The 23,918-nt window shown below is 71.3% G+C and carries 22 protein-coding genes, 1 tRNA gene, 1 pseudogene and 1 riboswitch; of the genes and pseudogenes, 12 read left to right on the top strand and 12 right to left on the bottom strand.

Annotated elements, in window-relative coordinates; all coding sequences use genetic code 11:
- Positions 1–160 precede the first annotated feature (160 nt).
- From STRBO_RS45295 to STRBO_RS0138445, 6 genes and pseudogenes are all read right to left on the bottom strand, one after another.
- Positions 161–1,246 (bottom strand): transposase, encoded by a 1,086-nt coding sequence (locus STRBO_RS45295; protein WP_005477540.1) that lies wholly within the window; start codon positions 1,244–1,246, stop codon positions 161–163.
- Positions 1,247–1,605: 359 nt separating this feature from the next.
- Positions 1,606–1,797: pseudogene (locus STRBO_RS45290) on the bottom strand (transposase); the annotation flags it as partial.
- Between the two features lie 401 nt (positions 1,798–2,198).
- Positions 2,199–2,531 (bottom strand): hypothetical protein, encoded by a 333-nt coding sequence (locus STRBO_RS0138460; RefSeq protein ID WP_005477538.1) that lies wholly within the window; start codon positions 2,529–2,531, stop codon positions 2,199–2,201.
- A gap of 105 nt (positions 2,532–2,636) precedes the next feature.
- On the bottom strand, positions 2,637–3,188 hold the full coding sequence (locus tag STRBO_RS0138455; protein ID WP_005477537.1) for a hypothetical protein: 552 nt from the start codon (positions 3,186–3,188) through the stop codon (positions 2,637–2,639).
- A 229-nt stretch (positions 3,189–3,417) separates the two neighbouring features.
- Complete coding sequence (locus STRBO_RS0138450) at positions 3,418–4,548, bottom strand: tyrosine-type recombinase/integrase (RefSeq protein ID WP_005477536.1); 1,131 nt, start codon at positions 4,546–4,548, stop codon at positions 3,418–3,420.
- A complete protein-coding gene (locus STRBO_RS0138445) occupies positions 4,545–5,576 on the bottom strand; it encodes a helix-turn-helix domain-containing protein (protein ID WP_005477535.1) in 1,032 nt (343 codons plus the stop codon). The genes STRBO_RS0138450 and STRBO_RS0138445 overlap by 4 nt, the downstream gene beginning before the upstream one ends.
- Positions 5,577–5,687: 111 nt before the next feature.
- On the opposite strand from STRBO_RS0138445, the gene STRBO_RS0138440 reads away from it, so the two are divergent.
- On the top strand, positions 5,688–6,068 hold the full coding sequence (locus STRBO_RS0138440; protein WP_020115751.1) for a hypothetical protein: 381 nt from the start codon (positions 5,688–5,690) through the stop codon (positions 6,066–6,068).
- A 359-nt stretch (positions 6,069–6,427) separates the two neighbouring features.
- Here the strand turns inward: STRBO_RS0138440 and STRBO_RS44260 are convergent, their stop codons facing one another.
- Positions 6,428–6,721 (bottom strand): hypothetical protein, encoded by a 294-nt coding sequence (locus tag STRBO_RS44260; protein ID WP_202499051.1) that lies wholly within the window; start codon positions 6,719–6,721, stop codon positions 6,428–6,430.
- A 39-nt stretch (positions 6,722–6,760) separates the two neighbouring features.
- On the opposite strand from STRBO_RS44260, the gene STRBO_RS0138430 reads away from it, so the two are divergent.
- Both STRBO_RS0138430 and STRBO_RS0138425 read left to right on the top strand, forming a co-directional pair.
- Positions 6,761–7,573 carry a hypothetical protein gene (locus STRBO_RS0138430; protein WP_245170645.1) on the top strand — a complete coding sequence of 271 codons (813 nt, stop codon included), beginning with the start codon at positions 6,761–6,763 and terminating at the stop codon, positions 7,571–7,573.
- Complete coding sequence (locus STRBO_RS0138425; protein ID WP_005477530.1) at positions 7,566–7,877, top strand: hypothetical protein; 312 nt, start codon at positions 7,566–7,568, stop codon at positions 7,875–7,877. The genes STRBO_RS0138430 and STRBO_RS0138425 overlap by 8 nt, the downstream gene beginning before the upstream one ends.
- A gap of 708 nt (positions 7,878–8,585) precedes the next feature.
- Here the strand turns inward: STRBO_RS0138425 and STRBO_RS0138420 are convergent.
- Complete coding sequence (locus STRBO_RS0138420; RefSeq protein ID WP_020115748.1) at positions 8,586–10,016, bottom strand: chloride channel protein; 1,431 nt, start codon at positions 10,014–10,016, stop codon at positions 8,586–8,588.
- Between the two features lie 435 nt (positions 10,017–10,451).
- Between STRBO_RS0138420 and STRBO_RS0138415 the strand changes: the two genes are divergently transcribed.
- Genes STRBO_RS0138415 through STRBO_RS0138400 form a run of 4 tightly spaced genes read left to right on the top strand, consistent with a single transcriptional unit; the run spans position 10,452 to position 14,486 of the window.
- The gene (locus tag STRBO_RS0138415) at positions 10,452–10,916 is read left to right on the top strand and encodes a hypothetical protein (protein ID WP_005477527.1); all 465 of its coding nucleotides are present in this window, start codon (positions 10,452–10,454) and stop codon (positions 10,914–10,916) included.
- A gap of 15 nt (positions 10,917–10,931) precedes the next feature.
- Entirely contained in the window at positions 10,932–12,545 is a 1,614-nt protein-coding gene (locus STRBO_RS0138410) for a hypothetical protein (RefSeq protein ID WP_005477526.1), read from the top strand.
- Positions 12,546–12,585: 40 nt separating this feature from the next.
- On the top strand, positions 12,586–13,284 hold the full coding sequence (locus STRBO_RS0138405) for an ABC transporter ATP-binding protein (protein ID WP_005477525.1): 699 nt from the start codon (positions 12,586–12,588) through the stop codon (positions 13,282–13,284).
- Positions 13,281–14,486 (top strand): FtsX-like permease family protein, encoded by a 1,206-nt coding sequence (locus tag STRBO_RS0138400; RefSeq protein WP_005477523.1) that lies wholly within the window; start codon positions 13,281–13,283, stop codon positions 14,484–14,486. The genes STRBO_RS0138405 and STRBO_RS0138400 overlap by 4 nt, the downstream gene beginning before the upstream one ends.
- A gap of 172 nt (positions 14,487–14,658) precedes the next feature.
- Here the strand turns inward: STRBO_RS0138400 and STRBO_RS0138395 are convergent.
- Together STRBO_RS0138395 and STRBO_RS0138390 are read right to left on the bottom strand one after the other, a co-directional pair.
- A tRNA-Met gene (locus tag STRBO_RS0138395) sits at positions 14,659–14,732 on the bottom strand.
- Between the two features lie 124 nt (positions 14,733–14,856).
- On the bottom strand, positions 14,857–16,014 hold the full coding sequence (locus STRBO_RS0138390; protein WP_005477522.1) for a dihydrofolate reductase family protein: 1,158 nt from the start codon (positions 16,012–16,014) through the stop codon (positions 14,857–14,859).
- A 176-nt stretch (positions 16,015–16,190) separates the two neighbouring features.
- On the opposite strand from STRBO_RS0138390, the gene STRBO_RS0138385 reads away from it, so the two are divergent.
- The 5 genes from STRBO_RS0138385 (at position 16,191) to STRBO_RS0138365 (ending at position 21,455) form a co-directional block, all read left to right on the top strand.
- Entirely contained in the window at positions 16,191–16,730 is a 540-nt protein-coding gene (locus tag STRBO_RS0138385) for a MarR family winged helix-turn-helix transcriptional regulator (protein ID WP_005477520.1), read from the top strand.
- Between the two features lie 144 nt (positions 16,731–16,874).
- Positions 16,875–17,552, top strand: a complete 678-nt coding sequence (locus tag STRBO_RS0138380; RefSeq protein WP_020115746.1) for a GTP cyclohydrolase II — start codon at positions 16,875–16,877, stop codon at positions 17,550–17,552.
- A gap of 158 nt (positions 17,553–17,710) precedes the next feature.
- Complete coding sequence (locus tag STRBO_RS0138375) at positions 17,711–18,823, top strand: PP2C family protein-serine/threonine phosphatase (RefSeq protein WP_005477516.1); 1,113 nt, start codon at positions 17,711–17,713, stop codon at positions 18,821–18,823.
- Positions 18,824–19,087: 264 nt separating this feature from the next.
- Positions 19,088–19,249: riboswitch (cyclic di-AMP (ydaO/yuaA leader) on the top strand.
- 10 nt (positions 19,250–19,259) lie between these two features.
- A complete protein-coding gene (locus STRBO_RS0138370) occupies positions 19,260–20,327 on the top strand; it encodes a M23 family metallopeptidase (RefSeq protein WP_005477514.1) in 1,068 nt (355 codons plus the stop codon).
- A gap of 183 nt (positions 20,328–20,510) precedes the next feature.
- The gene (locus tag STRBO_RS0138365) at positions 20,511–21,455 is read left to right on the top strand and encodes an aldo/keto reductase (protein ID WP_005477513.1); all 945 of its coding nucleotides are present in this window, start codon (positions 20,511–20,513) and stop codon (positions 21,453–21,455) included.
- A gap of 80 nt (positions 21,456–21,535) precedes the next feature.
- Here the strand turns inward: STRBO_RS0138365 and STRBO_RS0138360 are convergent, their stop codons facing one another.
- A complete protein-coding gene (locus tag STRBO_RS0138360; protein WP_005477511.1) occupies positions 21,536–22,861 on the bottom strand; it encodes a PrsW family intramembrane metalloprotease in 1,326 nt (441 codons plus the stop codon).
- Between the two features lie 103 nt (positions 22,862–22,964).
- A complete protein-coding gene (trmB, locus tag STRBO_RS0138355) occupies positions 22,965–23,831 on the bottom strand; it encodes a tRNA (guanosine(46)-N7)-methyltransferase TrmB (protein WP_028797095.1) in 867 nt (288 codons plus the stop codon).
- Between the last annotated feature and the right edge of the window lie 87 nt (positions 23,832–23,918).

Below are 23,918 nucleotides of genomic sequence, written 5' to 3'. Positions count from 1 at the left end.
TTGAGTTCCATGATCCCCCGCAACCGATTACAGGCGGTTTGGGATGCGCCTGACGACCAGTCTGCCCGCCGATGTAAAGGTTCAACCGGCGGGCAGAACACGGATCTGATCGGCCGTGGGGCCCGCTTGCGATTGGTGACGATCTTGCTTGCTTATTCGGTCAGGCGGCGAAGGAGAGGTCGAGTCGGGCAAGGTGGCTGACGCGGGTGCGGTCGAGCGGGTGGCCGTTCCACCAGGCATCGAGGCGTATGAGGTTGAGCGCGACGGCGGAGAAGACGTGCTCCAGGTGGGTCTTCTGGAGACCGAGGTAGCGGGCACGTCTCATCCCGGTGACCGCGACGGCCTGGTGGATGGTTCCCTCGACGCCCGCGCGGGTTCCGTACTTGGCTCGCCACTGCTCGTCGCCCTGCTGGAGGCGGGCATGGTCGAGGACTTCTTGAACCTTGCGGGGTTGCAGGGAGAGAGTTCGGCCGCCGGTCTTCGAGCTGGTGCACTGATCGCGCACCGGGCAGGGGCGGCATGTCTCCTTGTCGAACTTGATGACGATGGCCTTGGTGCCGCGCAGGGTGGCGGGGCTCCACCAGGTGCTGGTGTCCCCGCGTGGGCAGGTGGCCTGCCGCTTGTCCCAGTCGATGGTGAACGCGGTGCGGTCGAACCCGGCGCCGGCACGCGCCTGGGGTGAGCTGTTCATCAGGACCGGGGTGACCAGGGTGACCCCGAAGTTCTTCTTCATGCCCACGATCAACTCGGCGGAGGCGTAACCGGAGTCGAGGAAGTGCTCGGCGGGCAGGAGATCGCGAGCGGCGAGCATGTGATGGACCGGTTCGGTCATTTCCGCGTCGGTCACCGTGGCGTCGGTGGTCGCGATGCCGGTGATCAAGCGCGGCGGCGGTCCGTCGGCTCCGGGGATCAGCGCCCGGCCGTCGGCAGCCGGGTCCTGGTCATCGGCATCGTCGCAGGACTCACTGATGTGGATCTTGTAGCCGGTCCACCAGGAGCCCTGTTTGCGGCCGTAGCGGGCATCGGTGTCGTACGGAGAGGCCAGCCTCAGTCTGGCGGGCGGGAGGTCTTTGCTCTCCCGCCGCTTCACCTCCGCTCCGGCCTCGGACACGGTGCGGTGGTAGTTCTGCACCCACATCGTGCGCAGGACCTGCACCGCCGGGAGTTCGCGCAGCCAGGCCGGAGCATCAGGGGCATGCACCGCCTCCAGCAGCGTGAACCCGTCCCGGCCGTAGACCAGAGCCATCTCCTCGCGCTTGCTCGTGGAAGCCGGCGGATGCCAGGAGTGAGTCCGTGGGCCGTAGCGTTCGGCCCATTCCCGAACGGGCACCGCCTGGGCCAGCCAGTCCGGGGCCGCGCAGGCCAGCGCCTCCAGCGTGGCCCGCAGTGTTCCCCGGCCAGCTCCAGCCTGTTCAGGTCGCGTACCGCCGCCAGCACGCGGGTGGAGTCGGTGCGCTGCCTGCCTCCGGCCTTCACCAGGCCCCGGTCCTTGAGCGCGGTCAGCAGCAGGTCGAGCACCTTCTCCTCCATCCCGTGCTCGACCAACCGCGTGCGGAACTCGGACAGCACCGAGGTGTCGAACCCGGGATCATCCAGCTCCAGGCCGAGCGCGTACTTCAGGTCCATGCCGTACCGCACCCGATGCGCCGCCGCCCGGTCGGTGAGGTTCTCGGCGAACTGCAACAGCGTCACCAGCGCCAGCTGGCCCGGTGACCAGCCCGGCCGCCCCCTGGTTCCGAACGCCTCGGCGAACTCGGCGTCCGCGAACAACTCGCCCAGCTCGTCACGGACCCGCATCGCCAACGGTACGGGCCCCGTGCCGCCACCGCCCGCGCCACCTGCGCGGTCAGCTCAGGCACCTTCGGCCACGCCCTCGGCCGCATCGACATTCCACACCCCACTCGCGACCGGAACGCCAAGACGGCCGCTGCTGCCCTGACCAACGAGCCGCCAGACCCTCCGGGCACGGAATAAGCCAGCAGGATCCATGACACGGCTCTTACCGGCACCCCGAGCACCTGCGCGCCACCACGGTGGCCGTGCCGGACAACCGGCTGGGTCGTCGGTCTTGTCGGCTGGAACGGCGGGGCGGCGCCCGCCCTTGCTGCCCTTGGCCTCTGCCGCGCGCAGTCCGTCGTAGGTCAGCTCGCGCCGGCGATAACGACATGCCGTCTCCTTGGGGATGTAGTGGGCGATCGTCAGAGATGGTCCAGCGGCTCGGCGGCGAAGGTGCCGTCGGCCAACTGGCCGTCGGTGAGGGTGTAGTGGCGTTGGTTGCCGTTGACCCAGGGCGTGATCGTGGTGCCGGTTGGCAGGGTGGTCTCGTACCGGACCGGCGAACCGTCGGAGTCCTCGGTGCGCAGGAGCGTGAACTGCCGTACGCGCGGCGGTACGGCGTCGACCGGGCGGCGGCTCCACAGCCACGCGATTACGGCGGCCGCGATCAGCAACACCACCAGCAGTCCCTGGCCCACAGCGGTGCCGAGCAGGTCCAGACTCTTGTCGAGGGCGAGGGAGACGAGGACGGGCATGACGGTTGACTCCTGCGAGATGACGGATGGGGTCCGCCGGGCTGACGGGCCGGGCCGACTCTCGGGGATCGGAGGGCTAGCCGCGCAACCCCCGTCTGATCTGCATCAACTGCCCTGCTCGAAATCGCTGTTGGGGCCCATGACGCGGGGGATGTCGTCCGCGGCCGCCCAGCCCGTCGGCGCGTCGAGGGCCGACGGCGCCTCACCGGACCAGGGCCGCGCCGAGGACAGGAGCAGGTTCCTCAGCGCTTCACGGAAGACGGGCACGTTCTCCGTGTCCATCTGGTACGCGATGTTCTGGTGCCAGCTCGGGTTGTCCGGGTCGGACACCGGGGTGATCGGCGCGCTCGTGCCCTCCGGCCACCACCCCTTCTTCACCCCGCGCGGGACGGCGCGGGACAGGGCGACCGTCGGCCCGTTCAACCGGCCGATGACGGACCGCAGTTGGTCGGCGTCGAGGTAGCCGTCACCCTCCACGACGACCATCTCGGCGAACCGGCGAGCGCCGACAGGGAGGGAGCGGAGGTAGCGTTCGGCGCGGTCGACGGTCCAGCCGGTCTGTACGGTGGCGACGGTCAGCTCCGCGCCCTGCTGCGCGGCGAGCGCGAGCACCTTCTCGGCGAACTCCTCGCTCGCCCCCTCAATGGTGATCTTCACTGGAACCTTCCGACGGATTCTTACCCAGTTCTCCCGGGTCTCCACCGGCAGTGTGCCCCTCCGGCCCCTCTCCGTTTAGACCGGGGAGAATCTGGCAAGAGATCTGCACTCGTTCGGGTGATGTAGTGGCACGGCGCGTCTCGCCTCGGATAATGTGCCGTATCCGAGCTGACAAAGGGCCTGAACTGCGGCGTTACCGCAGTTCAGGCCCTTTGAGTGTGCTGACTCCTTAGGCTGTGCCGTTTTCCAGGGTGCTGGCGAGGTCGGCCGCGAGGCCATAGCCGGGGCTGTCGTCGAGCAGTTCCTTGCGCCGGTTGTAGCGCTGCGTGGTCCGGGAGTCTTTGTGGTCGGCCCAGCGCTGAACCTTGTCCGGGCGCGCGTCGGGCTTGGCCAGGGCATGGGTGACCGCGTCGCCCTTGACTCCGTGAGGGCCGCGCAGGGGCAGCCCGGCGCGCTTGGCCAGGGACTGGAGCAGGCGCCAGACGGCCGGTTCGTCGAGCTGTCGGCCGCTGGCGGTGCAGAACAGCCACCCCTCTGCGCGGTCGCCGAGGTACTCCTGGAGGGCGTCCCAGGCGACCGGCGGGATCGGCTTCTTCCTCCGGCCACCGCCCTTGACCTTCTCCAGGTGCAGGACGTGGTGCCCGCGGTCGTAGCCCAGGTCCTCGACGCGGGCGTTGAGCAGGGAGTCGATGCGCAGGCAGCAGGTGTAGAGCACGAGCAGGAGGGCGTAGGCCCGCTTGCGGTGGTCGGCGGCGCGGTGGTGTTCGCGGGCAGTGCGGAGGAGGGTGGTCCACTCCTGTTCGGTGTAGCCGGGGGTGGGCGAGTAGTCGGGGTCGATCACGGGCCGCTGTACGGCGTCGAACGGGTTCTTCACGCCGTCGTCGCTGATCTTGTCCAGGTAGGTGAAGAAGCTGGAGGCCGCCGACAGGGCGTTTGCCCGTGACGCGTCCGAGTAGGGCTTGCCGGCGCGGGTCATCTCGCCAGGGCGGCCGCCCTTGACCCGCACCCAGGTCGGGGTCTGCTCCAGCCACATCCGGAACGCGTCCGCCAGGGCGAACTTCACCGCCATCGGGTGGGTGCCGTGTTCGCGGGCGAATTCCTCGAACACTTTGAAGCCGCGGGCGTACGCGCGCCGGGTGTTGTCCGAGCGCCGGTTGGCGATCCAGGACGCGGCCAGCGTGGGCAGCACGTCGTCCTCGCCGTAGATGCCGACCAGGTGGGCGTACAGCTTGCGGGCGTGCTCCGGCCACAGGTCGCGCGGGTCACGGTGCAGCGTCGACACGGTCGCCCGTGGCGCGCGCACCGGTTCGGCGGGCACCGCGCCCTCGGCGTACCCGGTCGGCGCGTCGATCGCGCTCATGCCTCGCGCCTCCGGCCCGATGCCTGCTCGCCCGCGTGGGTTTCCCGGCGCCAGGAGGGATCGTCAGGCAACTCGATCCACTCGCCCTCCGGGCCCATGACCTCGACCTCGCCCTCCGTGTTGAACCTGATCTCGCCCTCGCTGGGTCTGATCTCCGGCCGCTTGAAGTCGGCCGGGGCAAGGCGCTCCTCGACGAGGGCGGCCAGTGCCATCACCTGGACGCGGAACAGGGGGTCCGCCTCCACTTGCCCGTGCGCGATCAAGTTCCTGAACCGGCGGAGGCTGTCGGTGAACTCGCTGAACGCCCGCTCCGCATCCATGCGTTCGCCGGGGGAGGTCGCCCGGAACAGGGGCGGGGCCTCGGCGGGGGACGTCGGGTACTGGAAGGTGCTGTCGATCTTGGCGGTCCAGTCGTCGCGGCCCTCGGACATCAGCTGGGCGACGAGGCTGTCCGCCACATCCTTCGCTCCGGCCGTGGACTGTCCGGTCAGGGCCCGGTGGACCGTGGAGCGCGGCAGTCCCGTACGGTCCGCGATCTCACGTACGGACGGCGCGCCTGCCGCAGTGTGCAGGGAGACGAGCAGCTGCTTCTGGGCCTCTTCCCTCAGGGCGGCCACCAGGATCCTCCTGGGGCGGCGCGCCAGCTCCGCGAGGCTGACCTCCGCTGCGGCGTCGTCCTTCTCGGCACGGCGGGTGATGCCCGGCGAGTCGGAGCGGCTGGACTCGTTCGTCTCCCGCGTCGCCGTCGCCCGCACGGCTTGAGCCCGGAGTGTCTGGAGCTCGGCGCGTTCCTTGGGGCTCACGCCGAGGGCCTTCGCCAGGGCGTCCACCGTGCTCGCGGAGGGCACCGACTCGCCGGAGGTGGCACGGGACAGGGCCGAGGGGCTGACCGAGGCCAGTTGGCTCCACCGGCGGAGGGTGAGCTTCTCGGTGCCGGCGCGGGCGCGCAGCCCGCGCAGCTCCTCCGCCAGCCGCCGCACGGGCGGCGGGGCGTCCGCCGCGATGGGTTTCTCGGGGCGTCCCGACACGTTGACCTCCAGGTTTGGGCGAATTGTTGCGCTGTCCCTATTATTTAGGGACACCGGCGTTCCGTGGCCGACCGGACGGCCCAGCGGGTGTGTCCTCATCAAGGGGGAGACGTGACGGACATACAGGTCCTGTTCCTGGGATTCGGGTCGGTCGCCGCGGCGTTCCTCGCGGTCGTGGGTTCCCAGCTGGCCCCGGCCGAAGGCACCGGCGTCGTGACGCCGAAGAGCAGGTGGAACTGGGCGGGCAGGGCGGCGCTGGCCACCGTGGTCAACCTCGGCATGCTGTTCCATGCGCTGGAGCTGGGGGGCGGCACGCCGAGTGGCGCGCGCATCGGGGGCGTCGGCATCGGCGTGATGTGCGCGGCCTTCGTCGCGCTCCTCGCGTACATCCTGCACCGCGACGAGGCGCGCGGACCGCGGTGCCAGAAGACCGGCGCCGCCTTCACCGCCGCCATGCTCGTGCTCACCGTGGTGACGGGAGTCCTCGCCTGACGCACCCCCTTCCCGAAGACGCCCCCTGTGTCGGGCGGAGCCGACGCTCCGCCCGGCACGCGCATGTCCACGGCGAGACCGCCGGGCACGGGGCGGCCGTCGGCGCCGGCACCGAGACCGGCAAGTCTGGTGTTCCACCCGAAATGTGCACACTTTGACGGGGCGTTCTCATGGGCACAGGATAACCGTAATTATCCTGTGCGTTCTTTCTGACGGACGGGCGAGCGGACCGCGGCCGAGACGGCTCCCGCCCTCGTGCCGCTCGACGAAGCGATGCTGGCCCGAGCCCAGCCCCTGCGCCTGATCACCGCCGCCGCGCTGCGCGACATCGCCCAGGGCTACCCCGACAGCCGCGACGACTACGGCAGCGTGGTGTGCGATGCCCTGTTCCTGGCTTGCTTCGCAGCGTGCCGACGTCCTCGTCGGGGATGCCAGCGTCGGCGAGCACGGGCAGTCTCATCGAAGAGGGTGAGGCAGTCCTCCGACAGCCTGGCCCGCTCGGCAAGCGCGTCGCGCAGCTTGATCCGGATGCGTGTCTCCGAGCCCGACAGGGTCTGGTCGAACAGCTGCACCACGGAGTCGAGGACGTCGACGGCGGACTGCGCGAGCAGCGTGAGCAGGCTCGGGTGACGCCGGTTCGGCTCGTGCCGCACGAGGGCCTGCCCGGTCAGCCGTCGCCCGATCTCGGCCAGGTGGCGACACCGTTTGGCAGGCAGCCGCGCAGTGCGCAGTGGGGCCAGGGGGACGCCCCCTACTCGGTGCAGTCGACGGCGAAGCAGCCGCTGTCGTGGATGAGTTTGTTGGCCTCCATCAGCCAGTACGCCGGTCCCGGCATCCAGCTGGCGTCTCAGGACGTGCACCGTCGACGTCAGATCATGGCGGCCCTCAAGACGCTGGAGGGGATGGCTCTCGTACGGGCAGACCCCAAACCTGGACGGTTCACCGCCGGGCTGCAGCTCCTCTGCGAGAACGGGACGAGCACCATCAGCTCGGCCATCTCGTACACGATGTCCGACGATACCGAGATGTACGTGGAGACCCCGGTCGAGTTCTTCACCCGCGGCTGGGTGCACGTGCTCACGAACAGCGAGATCGCGGCCTTGCTCATGTGGTTTGACCGCCTCAAGTACAACGGGGTCGTGGTCGGTGCCGAGGAAGGCGACCCGGTCACGGTCACCTACGTCACGGGCGATGTGAGGCAAGGTCTCTACGGGTTGGGGCGGGAGGCGTACGAGACCCACCAGGCTCTTGACGCCTACCAGCTCCTCGACGTCATCCGGCCCGAGAAGCGCTACGACTCGGGCAAGTGGGAGGGGTACTCGAAGGACGACTCAGACCTGCTCTGCCACCGTGTCTCGCTCGCCCCGGCCGGCTTCGACCGGGACGCGGGAGCGATCGTGGAGGACGTACTGAAGCGGCGTGACACCGGCGGGTTCTGGCGGCGCCCTATGTTCAGCACCCCGAAACGGTTCGACCGTTTCCGAATGGTGTCTGGAGATGACTGAGGCGGGCGCTGCGCCTGGACCGCTGATCCGTCTGCTGCGCTTCCAGATTCCCATCCCGCAGTGGGTTGGCCTCGGCCACTGGGCGGCATGCACCGCGCAGCACAACGACCTCAGCCAGCTCTCCATCGCCCTGATCGCCGGCCTGCTCCTGGGCGGCCCTGTACTCATCGCCCGCGACGGTCTCGTGATCGTCCACGACAAGGCAGCCAACGCCTACGCGCCGTCGGGCCTGCCCGGCCGGGACGTCGTCCCACCGACATGCTCGCGGTCAGGGCGCGGCTTGGTGCGTCGTCCCTCGGAGTAAAATGGCTGCTCGGCGACCCACCACGCGTGAGCGATGCGTGAGCGGATGGTGTGACACAGGCGATCACGGCGTGGACTCGGCAGGCTGCACCACTCTGCCTGACCAGGTAATTCCGGACCCCGAAGTAGTGTCCGGAACCACCCAGCAGGATCCAACCAGGACTTTTAATCCATTGGTTGTGGGTTCGAGTCCCACAGGGCCTACGGTTCGCGGGTGGGGGTTACCCCCTCTGACCTGCGGTGCGGCGCCCGGTTCGGCTTCGGTCGGCTCGGGCGCCGCTTCGTTCTCGCCGGGCCGTCGTCCGGAGCCGTCCGGGGCCGCCTTCCGGGGTTGTCGTCCGAGACCGCCCTCCGGCCTGTCCGTCCGTCGCCGTGCCGTCCGAGGGTGCGCCCCTGACCCGCCGTCAGCGTGCGGCGGCCGGAGGGTGCCGAGGGTCAGGCGTACCTGGCCGATCAGGTGTGACGGTTCGAAGGTGCCGGTGGCGGTGAGCGCGAGGCGGCGCGGGCTGGGAGGCGGGGCGCTCCGGTCGCTTGTGTCGCTTCCGTCGGTCAGGGCGAGGGAGATCCCTCGCTCGCCCCGGAGCCGGCAGCGTTCGCGGTCGGACTCGATGCGGTCGCGGACGACCGTGGGCATGGTGCCCGGAGTCAGCAGGGGCTCATCGAGTCCCAGGAGATCCTCGGGCCGCTGTCGTGAGCGGCGGCGTCGGGTTCATGGCCGCCGTCGACCAGGTGCAGGTGCAGGTGCCGGTGCCGGTGCCGGTGCTGGTCCCGGGGTGGAGGGCGACGGCGAGGGTGACGGTGACGGCGGCGATGACCGCGACGATGCCGGCTCGGGCGGCGGCGTGAGCTTCGCCGTGGCGACGTACGAGACCACGACCGCGACGATCACCAGCGGCATGACGGTGACCCCTTGTGCCCCGATCAGCAGCGTGGCCAGCAGGACGGATACCAGCGGCAGCCCCAGCATCGCGGCGCTCATCGCTCCGATCCCCATCGCGAACCCGGCCATCAGGGTCAGCCCCGGGAGGTGGGAGAACAGGAGGCCGCCGGTCGCTCCCACGAACATCGCGGGAAAGATCGGCCCTCCCCGGAAAGCGCTGAGCGACACGCAGTAGGCGAGGCCCTTGCACAGCACCAGCAGTGCCAGCGCGCCCGCCGAGTACGCGGCACTGTGCCTCAGGAGCGGATCCATCGCCGTCTGCCCCGAGTACAGGACGTCGGTCGCCGGTTTGCCGGTGGCCTCCGCGAAAGCGGTCGCCAGGCCGGCCACGACCAGGCCCATGACCACCGTGAGCGGCACACGGCGCCGCTCGACGTGCCTCCTGAGCCGGACGGCGAGCCATCGGATGCCCACCCCCGCGAGCGCGGCCGACAGCCCGATGACCAGAGCCCAGCCGAACTCCGCCACCGTCGGGCGCACGGCCTCGGGCACGTCGTGCAGCGTCAGCGAGTAGGTGCCGAGCCCGGTCCAGGAACCCAGCCCGACGAAGACCAGCGCGCCGATGCCGGAGGCCAGCAGACCGGGCACCAGCACCATCGCCATCATCGGCCCGCCCAGCCCCGAGGCCTCCATCAGGAGAAACGCTCCCAGCAGGGGTGACCCCAGCAGCGAGCTGACGGCCGCGAAGCTGCCCGCCGCGCCCAGCACCGCGCTCATCTGCTCCGGGGGGTCACGTCTGACCATCCGTACGGCACCGGCGGCGAGCCCGCCGCCGAGCGCCAGGAGCGGCGCCTCGGGGCCGAGGACGGCGGCGAAGCTGAGTGTGGCCAGGGCGGCGAGGAAGATGCCGGGCAGTTCGACGGGGGTGGGCGCGGCGGCGGGCTTGAACCCGGCCGACGGTTCGTGGCCGCCGTTCCCCGGCAGGTACCTCACCGTCAGCGCCACGAGCAACCCGCCGACGGCGAGCAGGGGAAACGGCCACCACCACGGCGTTCCGTCGAACCCCAGCGACCTGGGCAGATCCGTGTAGATCAGCGGCTGGACCTCCCCGACCAGCGCGAGGAACCCGAACGCCGCCGCGGACACCGGTACGCCGATCAGGGCGGCCGTCAACAGCAGGACGAGGTAGGCGCGGCTCCGCAGCAGCGTCCTCGGGTCCACGGGCGAGGGGGCCTCGGACCCGTCCGTACCGACCGGCATGCGCACAGCCTCCTCGCGGGTGCGGGCTCGTTCCGCTCCCATGGACGGCCACCGCCGAACCGGAACGCACCGGAACGCCGCGCCGGCCGACACACCCGGCGCGCTCCCGAGCCTGGCACGCCGCCCCGGAGCCGGCTCGCGGAAGGGGGCTGAGCGTGTGACTCGGTGAGCGGGGCGGGCGGTCCGCCGTCACGCTCAGGTGTGAACAACGCCGACTGTCCGTGGCCGAAACCGGTCACTCGCCCTTCGGCCTGCGGACGTCTGTGACCGTGACGGCCTCCGCTTGATGGTTTCTTCACGGGGCGAGTGGCGGTCCAGGGGATATGGGCGCGTCGCTTTTCGGTCACTGTTCAGTATTTGCGCAACATATACAGTTCGCCGCCTGGTTGGGGCGACATGTCTGCATGTGCGCTCCGTGAACACGGGGAGGGGCGGATGATGAGGATCCTGCTGACGTCGGGGCTGGTCGGGATGCTGGTGGCGGGGGCCGCCGTGCCGACCGCGGCCGTCTCGGACGCCGGGTCGACGCCGTTGCCCGGTACGGGAGCCCAGGTCGAGGTCACCGCGTGGCAGTGCAACGCCTATGCCGACAAGTGCTCCTTCAAGACGTCGACGAAGACCACGAAGGGCGGTGCGAAGTACCCGGTAAGCAAGATCAGCAACACGGCGACGGTGAAGGCCAACGGCTGGCAGGCGACCCTCGCGCTGAGCCCGAGCGGTACGCCGGTGAGCGAGAGCACCCGGCAGGTCAGCTGGACCAACAAGAACACCTGGATCGCCGACATCAGCGGTATCGCCGACCCGGGAGGCTCGCTCAACACGAGCATCACCACCTGCTCCGACGGCGGTGCCTTCAAGTCCGGTGTCAAAGCGTTCGCTTCGGCCTGTGCCAACGACTGAGCGGTGAGGGAGCACGTGGACCGTCGTCGCCGGGCTCTGGTGTCCGTGGCCCTGGTGGCGGCCGCGGCCGCTCTCGGCGCCTCGGTGTTCGGCGGCGGGCCGGTGGACCGGCCCATGCCACCCGGCGCCGACCTGGCCGCGCAACTCGACGCCCTGCGCGGGGCGAACGACCTCGTGCGCGCCACCCGCGCCGATGTCGGGCGTGACCCCGCGCTGTACCCGACCGCGTACGGGCGTCTGGAGGCAGCCCTGGCCGCAGGGCGTCAGGCAGGCGGCGCGGCGGGCCTGCCCGAGGTCGAGGCCGCCCGGCTCGCCGAACTCGCCCGTAGCGACGTGCTGGACACCCCCGCATGGCGGGGTCACTATGTGTGCCTTGCCCTCGCGGGGAGCGGAACGGACGGGAGCCGCGGCGCCGCGACCGTTCTCGGACAGGCGGGGCTCCGCGAACGGGCCGAACGGGAGGCGCTCGGGTATCTGACCGCGCCCGACGACGAGGACGACGCCCTCACCTCGCTCGCCACGAGAGCGGCCTTCCTCCAGACCCTGACCTGCCTGGGGCGGGACGGTGAGGTGCCTCGGACCCTGTTGGCGACGCTCGCCGCCGACACCGCCCGCGCCGAGCAGGCCGTACCGGCGCTCTACGCGGTGGAGGCCCTGCGCGCGGTCGGCGTACGGGCCCACGCGACCCGTGCGGTTCGGGGCGCCGATGCGCGACCGGGCGCGGGGTGCACCGGCCTCGACCCGATCCAGCGGGCCGCCCTGACCCTGCTGCGGCAGCGGCTGACCCGGGCGACGCACGACTGCCTGGTGCCTGTGCTGTCGGACTCCGACCCACAGACACGCTGGCTGGTCCGGCGTGCCCTCATGGTCGGCGGCGACGGGACCGGCCCTGTCGCCGGCTCGCTCCCCGAACCGGTGGGGCACGTCCGCCCCGACGGCCTCGTCACGAAGACGCCGGCCCAACTGGGGACGCTGACCGCCACCTACGACGCCGCGCGGGCGCTGACGGCCGGCGCTCAGCAGGAGCACACGCCGTACTGGCTCAAGCGGCGGCTGACGCGGATGGGTGCGGACGCCGGTCTCGAACCGTCCGATCGACTGCTGCTCGCCATGACATGCCACCGGCTGGCCCTGACCTGTGGGCCGCAGGCCGCCAAGGGGGTGGCCGAGGCGGCTCGGCTGAAGGTGCCGACGCGGCTGACACCGGAGAACGAGCGCCGGTGGTACGGCGTCATGGCGGCACGCGCGGAGTTCGGGCTGGGCTGCGGGCGTACGACCGTCGACTCGCCGGACGGCGAAGGCGGCGCGGAGCTGTCCCCCCGTGCGCTGCGCATCGCGGTCGTGCTCGCGGACGCCGGGTGCGCGGCTCACGCGGCACGGCTCACGGAGGGCACCGACCTCACGGCGCAGGCCAGGCGGGCGTTGCGTGCGGGGGATCTGGTGACCGCCTCGGACGCGGTCCAGGCGGCGCTCGCCTCCGAACAGAGCATTCCGCAGCAGCTCTGGGACGACCTGCCCGGGCTTCTTCGGCGCTACAGCGACACGCGATTCCCCGACCTGTACGCCGCCTCGCCGGGCGGCACCGCTTCGGCGGACGCCACCAGAGCCGCGTACTACCTCCTGGCCTGACCTGTCCGACTCCCCCACCCCAGAAGAAGGACACCGCCCCATGAACACCGCCGCCCCACCCGCCGTCGTCACCGAAGGCCTGGCGTTCAGCTACGCGTCCGGCGCGGGTGTGACCCGTGCGGACCTCACCCTCGACGCGGGAACGACGGCCGCTGTCGAGGGACCGTCCGGTTCGGGCAAGAGCACGCTGCTCGCCCTTCTCGGGCTGATCCTGTCTCCGGCCGCGGGCTCGTTGCACATCACCGGCACGGACACCGGGGCGCTGTCCGTGGCAGAGCGGGATCTGCTGCGACGACGCTCGATCGGCATCGTTCTGCAGGATCTGGGGCTGCTGCCGTTCCTCAACGCCTGGGAGAACGTGGCCGCCGCCTTCGGCCCTCGGCTCGCCCGGCACCGTACGCAGGCTCGGGCGCTCCTCGGTGATCTGGGGATGGGTGACCTTGCCGGCTCCCGGGTCACCGAACTCTCCGGTGGGCAGCGGCAACGTATCGCCGTAGCGCGGGCGGCGGTGAAGCGGCCGGTGCTCATCCTGGCCGACGAGCCGACCTCGGGTCTCGATCCCAGGAACGCGAACTCGGTGATGCAGGCGCTGCGTTCGTGTGCGGAGCGAGGTGCGGCCGTCCTGCTCGTCACGCACGACCCGGCGGTCGCCGGGACCTGCGACCGGCGTCATGTGCTCGACGGGGGAGTGCTGTCGGCCGCCGGCCTGCGCTCCGCCCGTGAGGGGAGCCTCGGATGAGCCGCTGGAGTCTGTACACCTGGACGCGTGACCCTCGCTCGCTGCGCAGGGCGCTGCCGACGCTCACCGTTCTGGCCGCGCTGCTGACCACGTCCGCGGGTGTGGCCGCCGGCGCCGCGGGGGCCGTGGAGCGGGACGTGCTGGGGTCGGGTGGGCTCACCCAGATCGAACTGTCCTCGTTCGAGGGCGACACCTCGGTCCGGCCACTGACCACGTCGGCGCTCGGGGAGGCCGCGCGCGTACCGGGCGTACGGCGGGTCGTCGCCGACTATCCGTCCGTGCTGTACGCCGAGGAGGAGGGGACGTACGACCTGGCCGGTCACACCCTGACACCAGGGGACGACCTGCCCGTCGTGAACGGGAGGATCCCGGCGGGTTCCGCCGGACTCGGGCGGGACGAGGTCGTTCTGCCGGCCGTGGTGCAGGGGACCGACTTCGCGCCGCTCCTCGGCCGTACCGTCGCCTTCGGGTACACGAAGGCGACGGGCGCGGCGTCCGGCACCACTCAGGTCGCCGAACTGAAGGTCACCGCCCTCTACGACCCCGCCTGGCAGGCCGACGGTCCCGATGCCGCCTATCTCGCTGAGGACACCGCCGCGCTGCTGGCCGCGGCGCGCGCCGGACAGACGCCGGAGACGTTCCGTGCGAAGGAGGGTGCGCGGTCCGCCGTCGTGCTGGTGGGGCATCAGCGGCAGGTGGCCGCCGTCACCAGGTCGCTGCAGAGGGACGGGTTCTCGGCGTCACCCGTGTCCGACCGGGTGCGTGACCTGCCCGGTCTGTTCGGGGTGGCGGATCTCGCGATGCGGGTCGGTGTACTGGTCCTGGCGGTCGGCGCCGTCGCGCTCGGGTCGGTACGTGCGGCGGACAGTACGCGGGCCCGGGTCGGGCAGTTCGCCGTCCTGCGGATTCTCGGTTCCGGGCGCTCGGAACTGCGGCGGATCCTGCTCGGGGAGGCGGCCCTCTCGGGTGGGGCGGCCGGCGGGGTGGGCGTGCTCGTCGGTACGTGCGCTTCCGTGGCGCTGGCGGGCCCGCTCAGTGACCTCCTCGGTCTGCCCATCTCCCTCACGGCCGCCCTGCCCGGACCGGCCTGGGCCGCCGCCGCGCTGCTGCTGCCCGCAGTCGGCCTGGCAGCCGGCACCCTCCTCGGCAGTCGCGAAGTCCTCGGTCGCGACCCCTATCTCACGGCACGGGCGCACGGCTGAGAAAAGATCGCCTCGGCGCGGGTGGGACGCGCTCGACGACACCATCGCCCGCCACGGACCGCTGCCGAAACCTCGTGAGCCGCCCCCGTGTGGTGAGCGGGTGAGCGGGTGAGCGCGTGCCGGACGCACCGAAGGCCGGAATCCTGATCGGATTCCGGCCTTCGGCCTTCAGTAGCGGGGACAGGATTTGAACCTGCGACCTCTGGGTTATGAGCCCAGCGAGCTACCGAGCTGCTCCACCCCGCGTCGTTGAAACCAGTGTACGCCATCCGCGGGACCTCGATTACACGGGTTGTTCGGGGGCCGGGAGCGAGGCGTTCGGCGGTCCGCGTCGGGCCCCCGCCAGGCCTTTGCCGGCCCGGCCCCCCGCTCAGCCGACCAGATGCTCGTTGGGTGCCTGCGCCCGTCCCCCGTACTCGCCCAGCACCACGACCACGGCCCCCTCCGCCGCCAGCACCGCGTTCCCGACCGCCGCGTCCTCGACGAACGTGTCCGGCTCCCGCCAGGCCGTGACGACACGGCGGATGCCCGCGTCCAGGACGAGCCGGGCGCAGGGCGCGGGGCGGGAGGCGCGGCGGGCGCACGGTTCCAGGCTGCTGTAGACCGTGGCGGAGGCGAGGCGCGGATCGGTGGGGTCGATCTTGGCGAGGGCCGCCTCCTCGGCGTGGACCACGGGGTCGCCGCCCTCGCGGGAGTGACCGCGGGCCAGTTCCGTGCCGTCCTCGGCGACCACGACGGCCCCCACGCTGAACGCGGTCCGCGAGGGCGGGCACGCGGCGGCCAGTTCGCAGGCCAGAGCCAGCCAGTGGCGGTCGGCGGGGGAGACGGCCGGCCCGACGCCGGGGACGGAGGGGGCGTACCGGATGAGGACGATGTCGCCGACCGGCCGGGTCTCCAGCAGTCGGAGCCGGCTCCTCGGTCCCCCGGGATACGCGCCCGTCCCGAACAGCCGCGGCGCGTCCGTCTCGCCCACGAACACCGGTGCCACGGCCAGCTGCACCTCGTCCGCGAGGCCCTGCTGGAGCAGTTGGGTGTGGACGAGGCCGCCGCCCTCCACCATGAGGCGCCGGACACCGTGTACGACCGCGAGGTGGTCGAGGAGGGCGGGCCACTCCAGTTCGGGGCCGACGGGCACGACATCGACACCGTTCGGGCCGGTCGGCAGGCCCAGGTCGCGCAGCCGCCCCGCCCCCGTGTCCGTCGTGTACACGACCTTCGCGCCGCCCGTGTGCCAGAACTGGGCCGCCGGGTCGAGATCGCCGGACGCGCTGACCGTGACCTTCAGCGGGTACTCGGAGAGGCCGGCGGCGACACGGGCCGCGCGGCGCTCGGGGGAGTTGACCAGCAGGCGGGGGTTGTCGGTGCGCAGGGTGCCGGCGCCGATCAGGATGGCGTCGCTGGCCGCGCGCACCTCGTCGACCCGGTCGAAGTCGGCCGGGCCGGAGAGCAGCAGCCGCTCGGGCCCGGTGTCGTCCAGGAAGCCGTCGAGGGAGACAGCGGCGGACAACAGGACGTAGGGCTGGGGCATGGACGCGCTCCCTGGCGGTGACGGTGGTGAGGACGGGATCTACGGCGGTGGGGCTGGGACTTCGGGGGTGAGGATGGCACTACGGCGGTGAGGACGGGACTACGGCGGTGGGGCCGGTCGGCGTGGCTTTCCGGCCAGGCTTGGTTCAAGTTTTAAACAATAACTACACTGTACGTATGACGACCCGCTGGCTCACCCCCGACGAGCAGCGTGCCTGGCGTGCCTACGTGGCCGCCAGCTCGCTCCTGGAGGACGCGCTCGACCGGCAGCTCCAGCAGGAGGCCGGTCTGCCGCACCTCTACTACTCCGTGCTGGCCGCCCTCTCCGATGCGCCGGACCGGCGGATGCGGATGACCGATCTCGCCCAGCACCAGAAGATCACGCGCAGTCGGCTGACGTATGTCGTCACCCGGCTGGAGAAGGACGGCGTGGTGCGGCGCGAGGACTGCCAGTGGGACAAGCGGGGCAGTGTCGCCGTGCTCACCGACGAGGGCATGGGTCTGTTGGAGCGGGTGGCCCCGGGCCATGTCGAAACGGTCCGCAAGGCCGTCTTCGACCATCTCAGCCCCGAGCAGATCGGTCAGTTCGAGGAGATCTGCGCGTCCATCGCGACGGCGATCCAGGGCGGAGACCCGCAGGCGGCCCCCGGCTCCGACGATCTGCCGTGGCGCCGCCGCGCGTGTCCGTCGAGCCAGGCCGGTCAGTCCGGGGAGTAGGTCCCGCGTTTATTCCCGGGTCGCGGAAATGTGAGGCATCCCCAAAGAGGTTGCTTGAAATTTGAAGCAGGGGTTAGAGTTCTGCCGACGCCATGCTTCAAATCTGAAGCATGGCGACACCCGCACCAGGACCGGAGATCCCGCATGCCCGACATTCCCGCTGCCACCCCGCGTGCCCGCGTCCGGGTGCCGCTTCGTTTCCAGGACGGCTACGGCGTAGACGCCGAACTGGTCACCTTCCACGGCCTCGTCGACGGCCAGGAGCACCTGGCGCTCGTCCTCGGCGACCCCGCCCCCGGCACGGACCCGCTGGTCCGACTGCACTCCGAGTGCCTGACCGGCGACGTCTTCGGGTCGGCCCGCTGCGACTGCGGTCCGCAGCTGCGCGAGGCGGTGGAGCGGATCGCCGAACGCGGCGGCGTCCTCCTCTACCTCCGCCAGGAGGGACGGGGCATCGGTCTCTACAACAAGCTCGACGCGTACGCCCTCCAGGACCAGGGACTCGACACCTACGAGGCGAACGCGGCGCTCGGCCTGCCCGAGGACGCCCGTGACTACACGGCGGCGGCCCAGATGCTGGGTGCCCTCGGCATCGACCAGCTGGACCTCCTCTCGAACAACCCCGACAAGGCGCAGCAGCTCCGCGACCTGGGCGTGGGCGTCCGCCACCGCGTCCCCACCGGCGTCTTCACCACCGCCCACAACGTCCGCTACCTCCGCGCGAAGGTCCTCCAGACCCAGCACACGCTCCCCCTCCCGGAGCTGCCGGAACTGCCGGAACTGCCGCGACTCACAGGACTGACGGGACTGACCGTGGGCTGAATCCAAGGCCCACCCCACCCCACCCCACCCCTCCGCTCCCTGCCGCCGGCCCCTCCGCCCTCTCCTGCCGGCTCCCCCTCCCGCTAGCCCACTCGGCCCCGCCGACTAGCCCCGGGCTCCACCGCCGGAAATCCTGTATCCGTGGGCAGCGAGAGGGGGTGGCGGGGGTGAGGGAGCCGAATGGGTGGCGGCTCTCGTACGTCCGTACGCTCCTTCGCGTCAGCCCGGCCCTGCTGATCGCCACCGGCCTCTTCTACGACCATTTCACCCCGCGCGAGTTCACGGCCGTCCCCTTCTTCACCGCCTCGCCCCTGGTGGCGGCCCCGCTCTTCTCGCTGCTCGGCACGGTGATCGTCGGGATCGCCTCGGTCGCCGGGATCAGCGCCGTGCGCGGCTACTACGGCGACACGGGGCAGGTGGACGCGATCACCGAGATCGCCACGGTGGCCACTGTCGCCGTCCTGGCCGTACTGATCAACCGTCTCGTCCGCCGCAGCGACGCCCGGCTCGCCACCGCCCGCGAGATCGCCGAGGCGGCGCAGCGGGCCGTACTGCCGGTGCCGCAGGAGCGGATCGGCGGGCTGGAGATCGCCGCGCGGTACGAGGCCGCGCAGGCGGGGGCGTCGATCGGGGGCGATCTGTACGCGGTGCAGGACTCGCCCCACGGCGTACGGCTGATCGTGGGCGATGTGCGCGGCAAGGGGCTGGGGGCGGTGTCGGCGGTGGCGGTGCTGATCGGCGCGTTCCGGGAGGCGGCCGAGCAGGAGTCGACGCTCGAAGCGGTCGCCCAGCGGCTGGAGCGGGCGCTGGCCCGGGAGGCGATCAGGCGGGAGGCCGCGCTGCGGGACGCGGCGGTGGAGTACGAGGGGTTCGTGACGGCGGTTCTGGCGGAGTTCCCGCACGGGGCCGGGCGCGCCCGGATCGTCAACCGGGGGCATCCGCCGCCCTTGTTGCTGCTCGCCGACGGCACCCTGTGCAGCCTGGACGCCCGGCGGCCGGCCCTCCCGCTGGGGATGGAGGACCTGGGCGTCTGGCCCGACCGCGCGGAGGATGCCGGATTCCCGCCCGGCGCCACGCTGCTGTTCTACACGGACGGTCTCTCCGAGGCGCGGGACGCGTACGGTGCCTTCTACGACCCGGCCGAGCGCCTGTCCGGCAGGGTCTTCTCCGCCCCGCGCGCCCTCCTGACGACCCTGGCGGACGAGGTGCGCCGGCACACGGGCGACCGCACGACGGACGACATGGCCCTCCTGGCGGTCCGCCGCCCGTGACATCCGGCAGGTGCGGAGGCTGCCCCGGCCCTCCTCGTCACCGAACGTGTTTGTTCGACCGTCTTCCGTGGACCTGCTGATATGGCGTCAGAACTTTTGTTACTCGTGAGGCAAGTCAACTCGCCCGTTTTAAACCCCTCATGACCCGTAAAGTCCACCGCGAGCGCCGGAACGATCATGCAGAACAGCTTGGAATGGAGTACTCGCGTCTATTAACGTTCGATAACGCAGCGCGGTCGTCCCAGCCGTCACAAGAGATGGCTCCGTGCTCACGCGCCGAATCCCGCAAGGGAACCGGGGAACCACCACCCTGGGGTGAATCGCACGGAAACCGTCGTGGCAGTGCGCACGGCCGGTTTACGCGCGTAGGAGACCTTCCTGCTCCGAACCCGTCAGCTAACCCGGTAGGCGAGGAGGAAGGAAGGAGTACGCCCACGTGGCGTCGAACCGGTCCGCGACCGAAGCCCCGTTCGTGCCCGACCAACGTGACGGCGAGAGCCAGACGTTCGGCTACGGCAGCTACAACAGCGACAACGAGGGCCCCTGGCAGGAGTGGAATCCCAGTGAGGACTCCCTTCGCCCCGCTCGCGGTCGGCACCGCGTCGCCAAGAAGACCGGCGTACTCGCTCGTGGCGGTCTCGCCCGCAGCTCCACCGTTCTCGGCGTCGGTGTCATAGCCGCCGTCAGCGGCGCCGGCATGGCCAGCGCGCAGTCCGGCAAGGCCCCGGTGTCCATCTCGATGCCCGACATGCCGAATGTCGGCTCGGTCTTCGAGGACGAGGACGAGGCCGACGAGCCGGAGCCCGAGGCCTCCAGGACCCCGCTCAGCAGCGCCGGTCTGACCGCCGCCGAGACCGAGCAGGGCACCGCGGACGCCGGTGAGGCACTGCGCGCCCGCATCATGGCGCAGGCCGAGTCCCAGCAGGACGCCTTCGACAAGGCCGCCGCCGAGGCCGCCCAGACCGCCGCCGCGGACAAGGCCGCCGAGCTGGCCGCCAAGGAGAAGAAGGAAGCGGAGGCCAAGGAGGCCGCCGCAGAGAAGAAGGCGGCCGAGGAGGCCGCGGCGAAGAAGGAAGCGGAGCGTCTCGCCTCCCTCGCCAAGCAGTTCACGCTGCCGACCTCCTCGTACACCCTCACCTCCACCTTCGGTCAGGCCGGCCCCTACTGGTCCTCCGGGTACCACACCGGCCTCGACTTCGCCGCCCCCACCGGCACCCTGATCAAGGCCGTCCACAGCGGCACCATCACGCAGGCCGGCTACGAGGGCTCCTACGGCTACAAGACCGTCCTCACCCTCGATGACGGCACCGAGATCTGGTACGCCCACCAGTCCTCCATCGGCGTCAGCGTCGGCCAGAAGGTCGCCACCGGCGACGTCATCGGCCGCGTGGGCGCCACCGGCAACGTCACCGGCGCCCACCTCCACATGGAGGTCCACCCGGGCGGCTCGGCCAGCGGCATCGACCCGGCGGCGTGGCTGCGCAGCAAGGGTCTGACCCCGTAGAGCCGGTCGAAGAACGAAGCAGCGACGCCGCGTGAGTCCGTGAGGACCGCGCGGCGTTCGTCGTACGCGCGTGCCGGGGACCGCTTTTCGCCGCGGGCCCCGCCCCGTTGCCGCCCCACGGCTTCACATGGCGTTCACGCCGGCGCGGAATGCGGGCGTCCGCCGCGATGGTTGACGTAGGACATGACTTCTCTTCGCAAGCTGGGCACGTCCGACATCGAGGTCTTCCCGCTCTCCCTCGGCGGCAACGTCTTCGGGTGGACGGCGGACGAGGCCCAGTCCTTCGCCGTCCTCGACGCCTACGCGGCCGCCGGGGGCAACTTCGTCGACACCGCCGACTCCTACTCGGCCTGGGTGGAGGGCAACACGGGCGGTGAGTCCGAGAGGATCATCGGCAGGTGGGTCAGGTCCCGGGGCAACCGCGACGACGTGGTCATCGCGACCAAGGTGAGCCAGCACCCCGAGTACCAGGGCCTGACGGCGGCCAACATCAAGGCCGCGGCCGACGCCTCCCTCGCCCGCCTCGGCACGGACCACATCGACCTCTACTACACCCACTTCGACCAGCCCGAGGTGCCCGTCGAGGAGATCGTCACCGCCCTCGACGACCTGGTGAAGGCCGGCAAGGTCCGCGCGACAGCCGCGTCCAACATCACCCCCGAACGCCTGAAGGCCTCCCTGGACTTCTCGGACGCCGAGGGTCTGGCCCGCTACGTGGCACTCCAGCCCCACTACAACCTGGTCTCCCGGGACACCTACGAGGGGCCGCTCCAGTCCGTCGCCGCCCACGCGGGCCTGTCCGCCGTCCCGTACTTCGCCCTCGCCAAGGGCTTCCTCACGGGCAAGTACCGCCCCGGCACGACGGTCGACAGCCCCCGTGCGGCCGGCGCCGGCGCGTATCTCGAAACCCCGGCCGGCAGGCGGGTCCTCGCGGCCCTCGACGAGATCGCGGAGTCCCGCGGCGCCGCCCACGCCACCGTCGCCCTCGCCTGGCTCGCCGCCCAGCCGACCGTCGCCGCGCCGATCGCCTCCGCGCGCACCGTGGACCAGCTCCCCGACCTCCTGGCCGTCGCCGACCTCACCCTCACCGCCGAGGAACTGGGGCGCCTGACCGAGGCCTCGAAGTAGCCCACGCGCCCCGAGGAGCGTGGTGACCGCGTGAGCGGCCACCACGGGCACACCGCCCGCCCGTGGACCGCCGACAGGCCCTAGGACCGGTACGGGTTGTACGACGGGTACGCGGCCACCCCGTGGGCCACCGGCTGCGGGTGGGCGGGCCCGTACCCGCCGTACCCGTAGGCGTACCCGTGCCTGGGCCCGGCGTCCCGGCCCGCGTACCCCATGGCCGGGCGGGCCACCTCCCGCCGCCGCCACAGCTCGAACAGCAGTTCCCGCTCCCGCAGCGCGAAGTCACCGCCGGCCCACCCCCGCAGCCCCCGATGCCGCAGGAACGCCAACCGTGTGGCGTACGACTCGTACTCCGCGATCGTCCGGGCCCCGCCCTTCCCGAAGTGATGCGCCGCGTACTCCCGCGCCACCCGCCGCGCCCGCATCGACCCCAGCACGTACGGCTCGGCCGGGGTCAGCCACCCCGCGGCCGCGTACGCCGGCAACGCCTCCCGCACGGTCCGCAACTCCCGCTGCCGGGCCCAGATCACCCACCACGTCAGCAATCCGAACGCCGGCACCATGAACCCCGCGTACACCGCGAAGAACCCGTACTCCCCGAAGGTCGCCGACCCGTTCCACACCGAGTGCATCCCCATGGCGAGCAGCAGTCCGCTCAGCGGTACGAGGACGCGCCGCCCCCGCTGCCACTCGGCGGAGACCGCCGCGATCCCGAATCCGATCCCCGTCAGCACGGTGAACAGCGGGTGTGCGAAGGGCGACATGATCACCCGTACGAAGAAGGTGGCCGCGGTGACCGATGCCAGCCCGCTCCCGCCGCTGAGCTGGTCCGTCCCGAAGGCGGTGCCCAGGTACAGGATGTTCTCGGTGAACGCGAAGCCGGTCGCGGTGAACCCCGCGATCACCACCCCGTACACGATCCCGGTGAAATCCCGCCTCCTGAACAGGAAGACGAGCAGGACGGCCGCGGCCTTGGCGATCTCCTCGACCACGGGCGCTATGACGGTGGCGCCCAGGGTGTCCGCGTGCGAGGGATCGGCGGTGGCCGTCGCGATCCAGCGCGTCGCGAAGCTGTTCGCCACGATGGCTATCAGCGCCGCCGCACACGCCCCCCAGGCGAACGCGAACACCAGGTTCCGCCAGGGGCCCGGCTCCACCCGGTCCAGCCACCGGAACGCGGTCATGAGCAACGGCACCGGCAGCACGGCCAGCCCCAGCCCGACGAGGAAGCCCTCCGTGCCGGTCTGTTCGCGCACGAGCGCGAGGATGACGAGTCCGGAGACCGCGAGCAGCGCCGTCAGCGCGGTGTATCTGACGCTCTTCCGCTGCCACCAGCGCGTGGGCCTGAACGCGTGGCCGTCGGCGAAGCCGGGGGGACGCGTCGGGTAGGGGGGACTGGTGGCCATTGCATTGACCCTAACGAGGGAGGGGTGCCGCCCGCGACGGCGCGTGGTGCGGCCCGCCGGACCGCGCCCGCCGAACCGGCCGCCAAGTGCTGGGCGCCGGCCTTCAGACGCCTGTGGTGGGGGGTTGTTCGGGGTGTTCGGACTTCCGCGTCCGCTGTCGCTCCTGCTGCTCACGCTGCTGTACGCGACGGAAGAGCAGATCGTTCACCACATGACCCTTGTCCAGTCCCTGCCCCTCAAAACGAGTCAGCGGCCGGAAGTCGGGACGTGGCGCGAAGCCGCCGTCGGCCCGGGTGTTCTCGAAGTCGGGGTGCGCGGTCAGGACGTCCAGCATCTGCTCGGCGTACGGCTCCCAGTCCGTCGCGCAGTGCACGAGCGCCCCGGGCGCGAGCCGGGAGGCGGCCAGTGTGAGGAACTCCGGCTGGATCAGCCGGCGCTTGTGATGCCGCTTCTTCGGCCAGGGGTCGGGGAAGTACACCCGCAGTCCGGCCAGCGAGCCGGGCGTGAGCATCTCCCGCAGCAGGATGATCGCGTCGCCGTTGGCGACCCGGACATGGGAGAGGCCGTACTGGTCGGCGAGGTTCAGCAGGTTCCCCTGGCCCGGTGTGTGCACGTCCACCGCGAGCACGTTGGTCTCCGGATCGGCGGCGGCCATCAGCGCGGTCGCCTCGCCCATCCCGAACCCGATCTCCAGCACGACGGGCTTCTCGTCACCGAACAGCTCGACGAGATCCAGCGCCCGACCGTCGATGTCGAGCCCCCACTTGGGCCACAGCCGCTGCAGGGCGTCCGCCTGCCCGGCCGTCACCCGACTGCGCCGCGGCTGGAAACTCCTGATCCGCCGCTCGAAGTGCGACCCGGCGGGATCCGGCCTGGGGCCGTCGGGAAAGCGCGGCTCACCCTTGACCCGGGTGTGCCGGAGGGAGGCACCGGAGGTGCGGGGCTCGGGGGCATCGGCGGAGTCAGACACAGTGAGACGATTTTACGGCGCCCTGAAGCGCCCCGGCTTCCCCCACCCCCTGGGGCGGGCCCCCAGGGCGGCGGAACGCCACCACGG

Origin of the sequence: Streptomyces bottropensis ATCC 25435 (assembly GCF_000383595.1) — a bacterium.
In the GTDB taxonomy this organism is placed as follows: Bacteria; Actinomycetota; Actinomycetes; order Streptomycetales; family Streptomycetaceae; genus Streptomyces; species Streptomyces bottropensis.
Note: the sequence above shows the minus strand (reverse complement) of the source record. Positions and strands in the feature narration are given on the sequence as shown.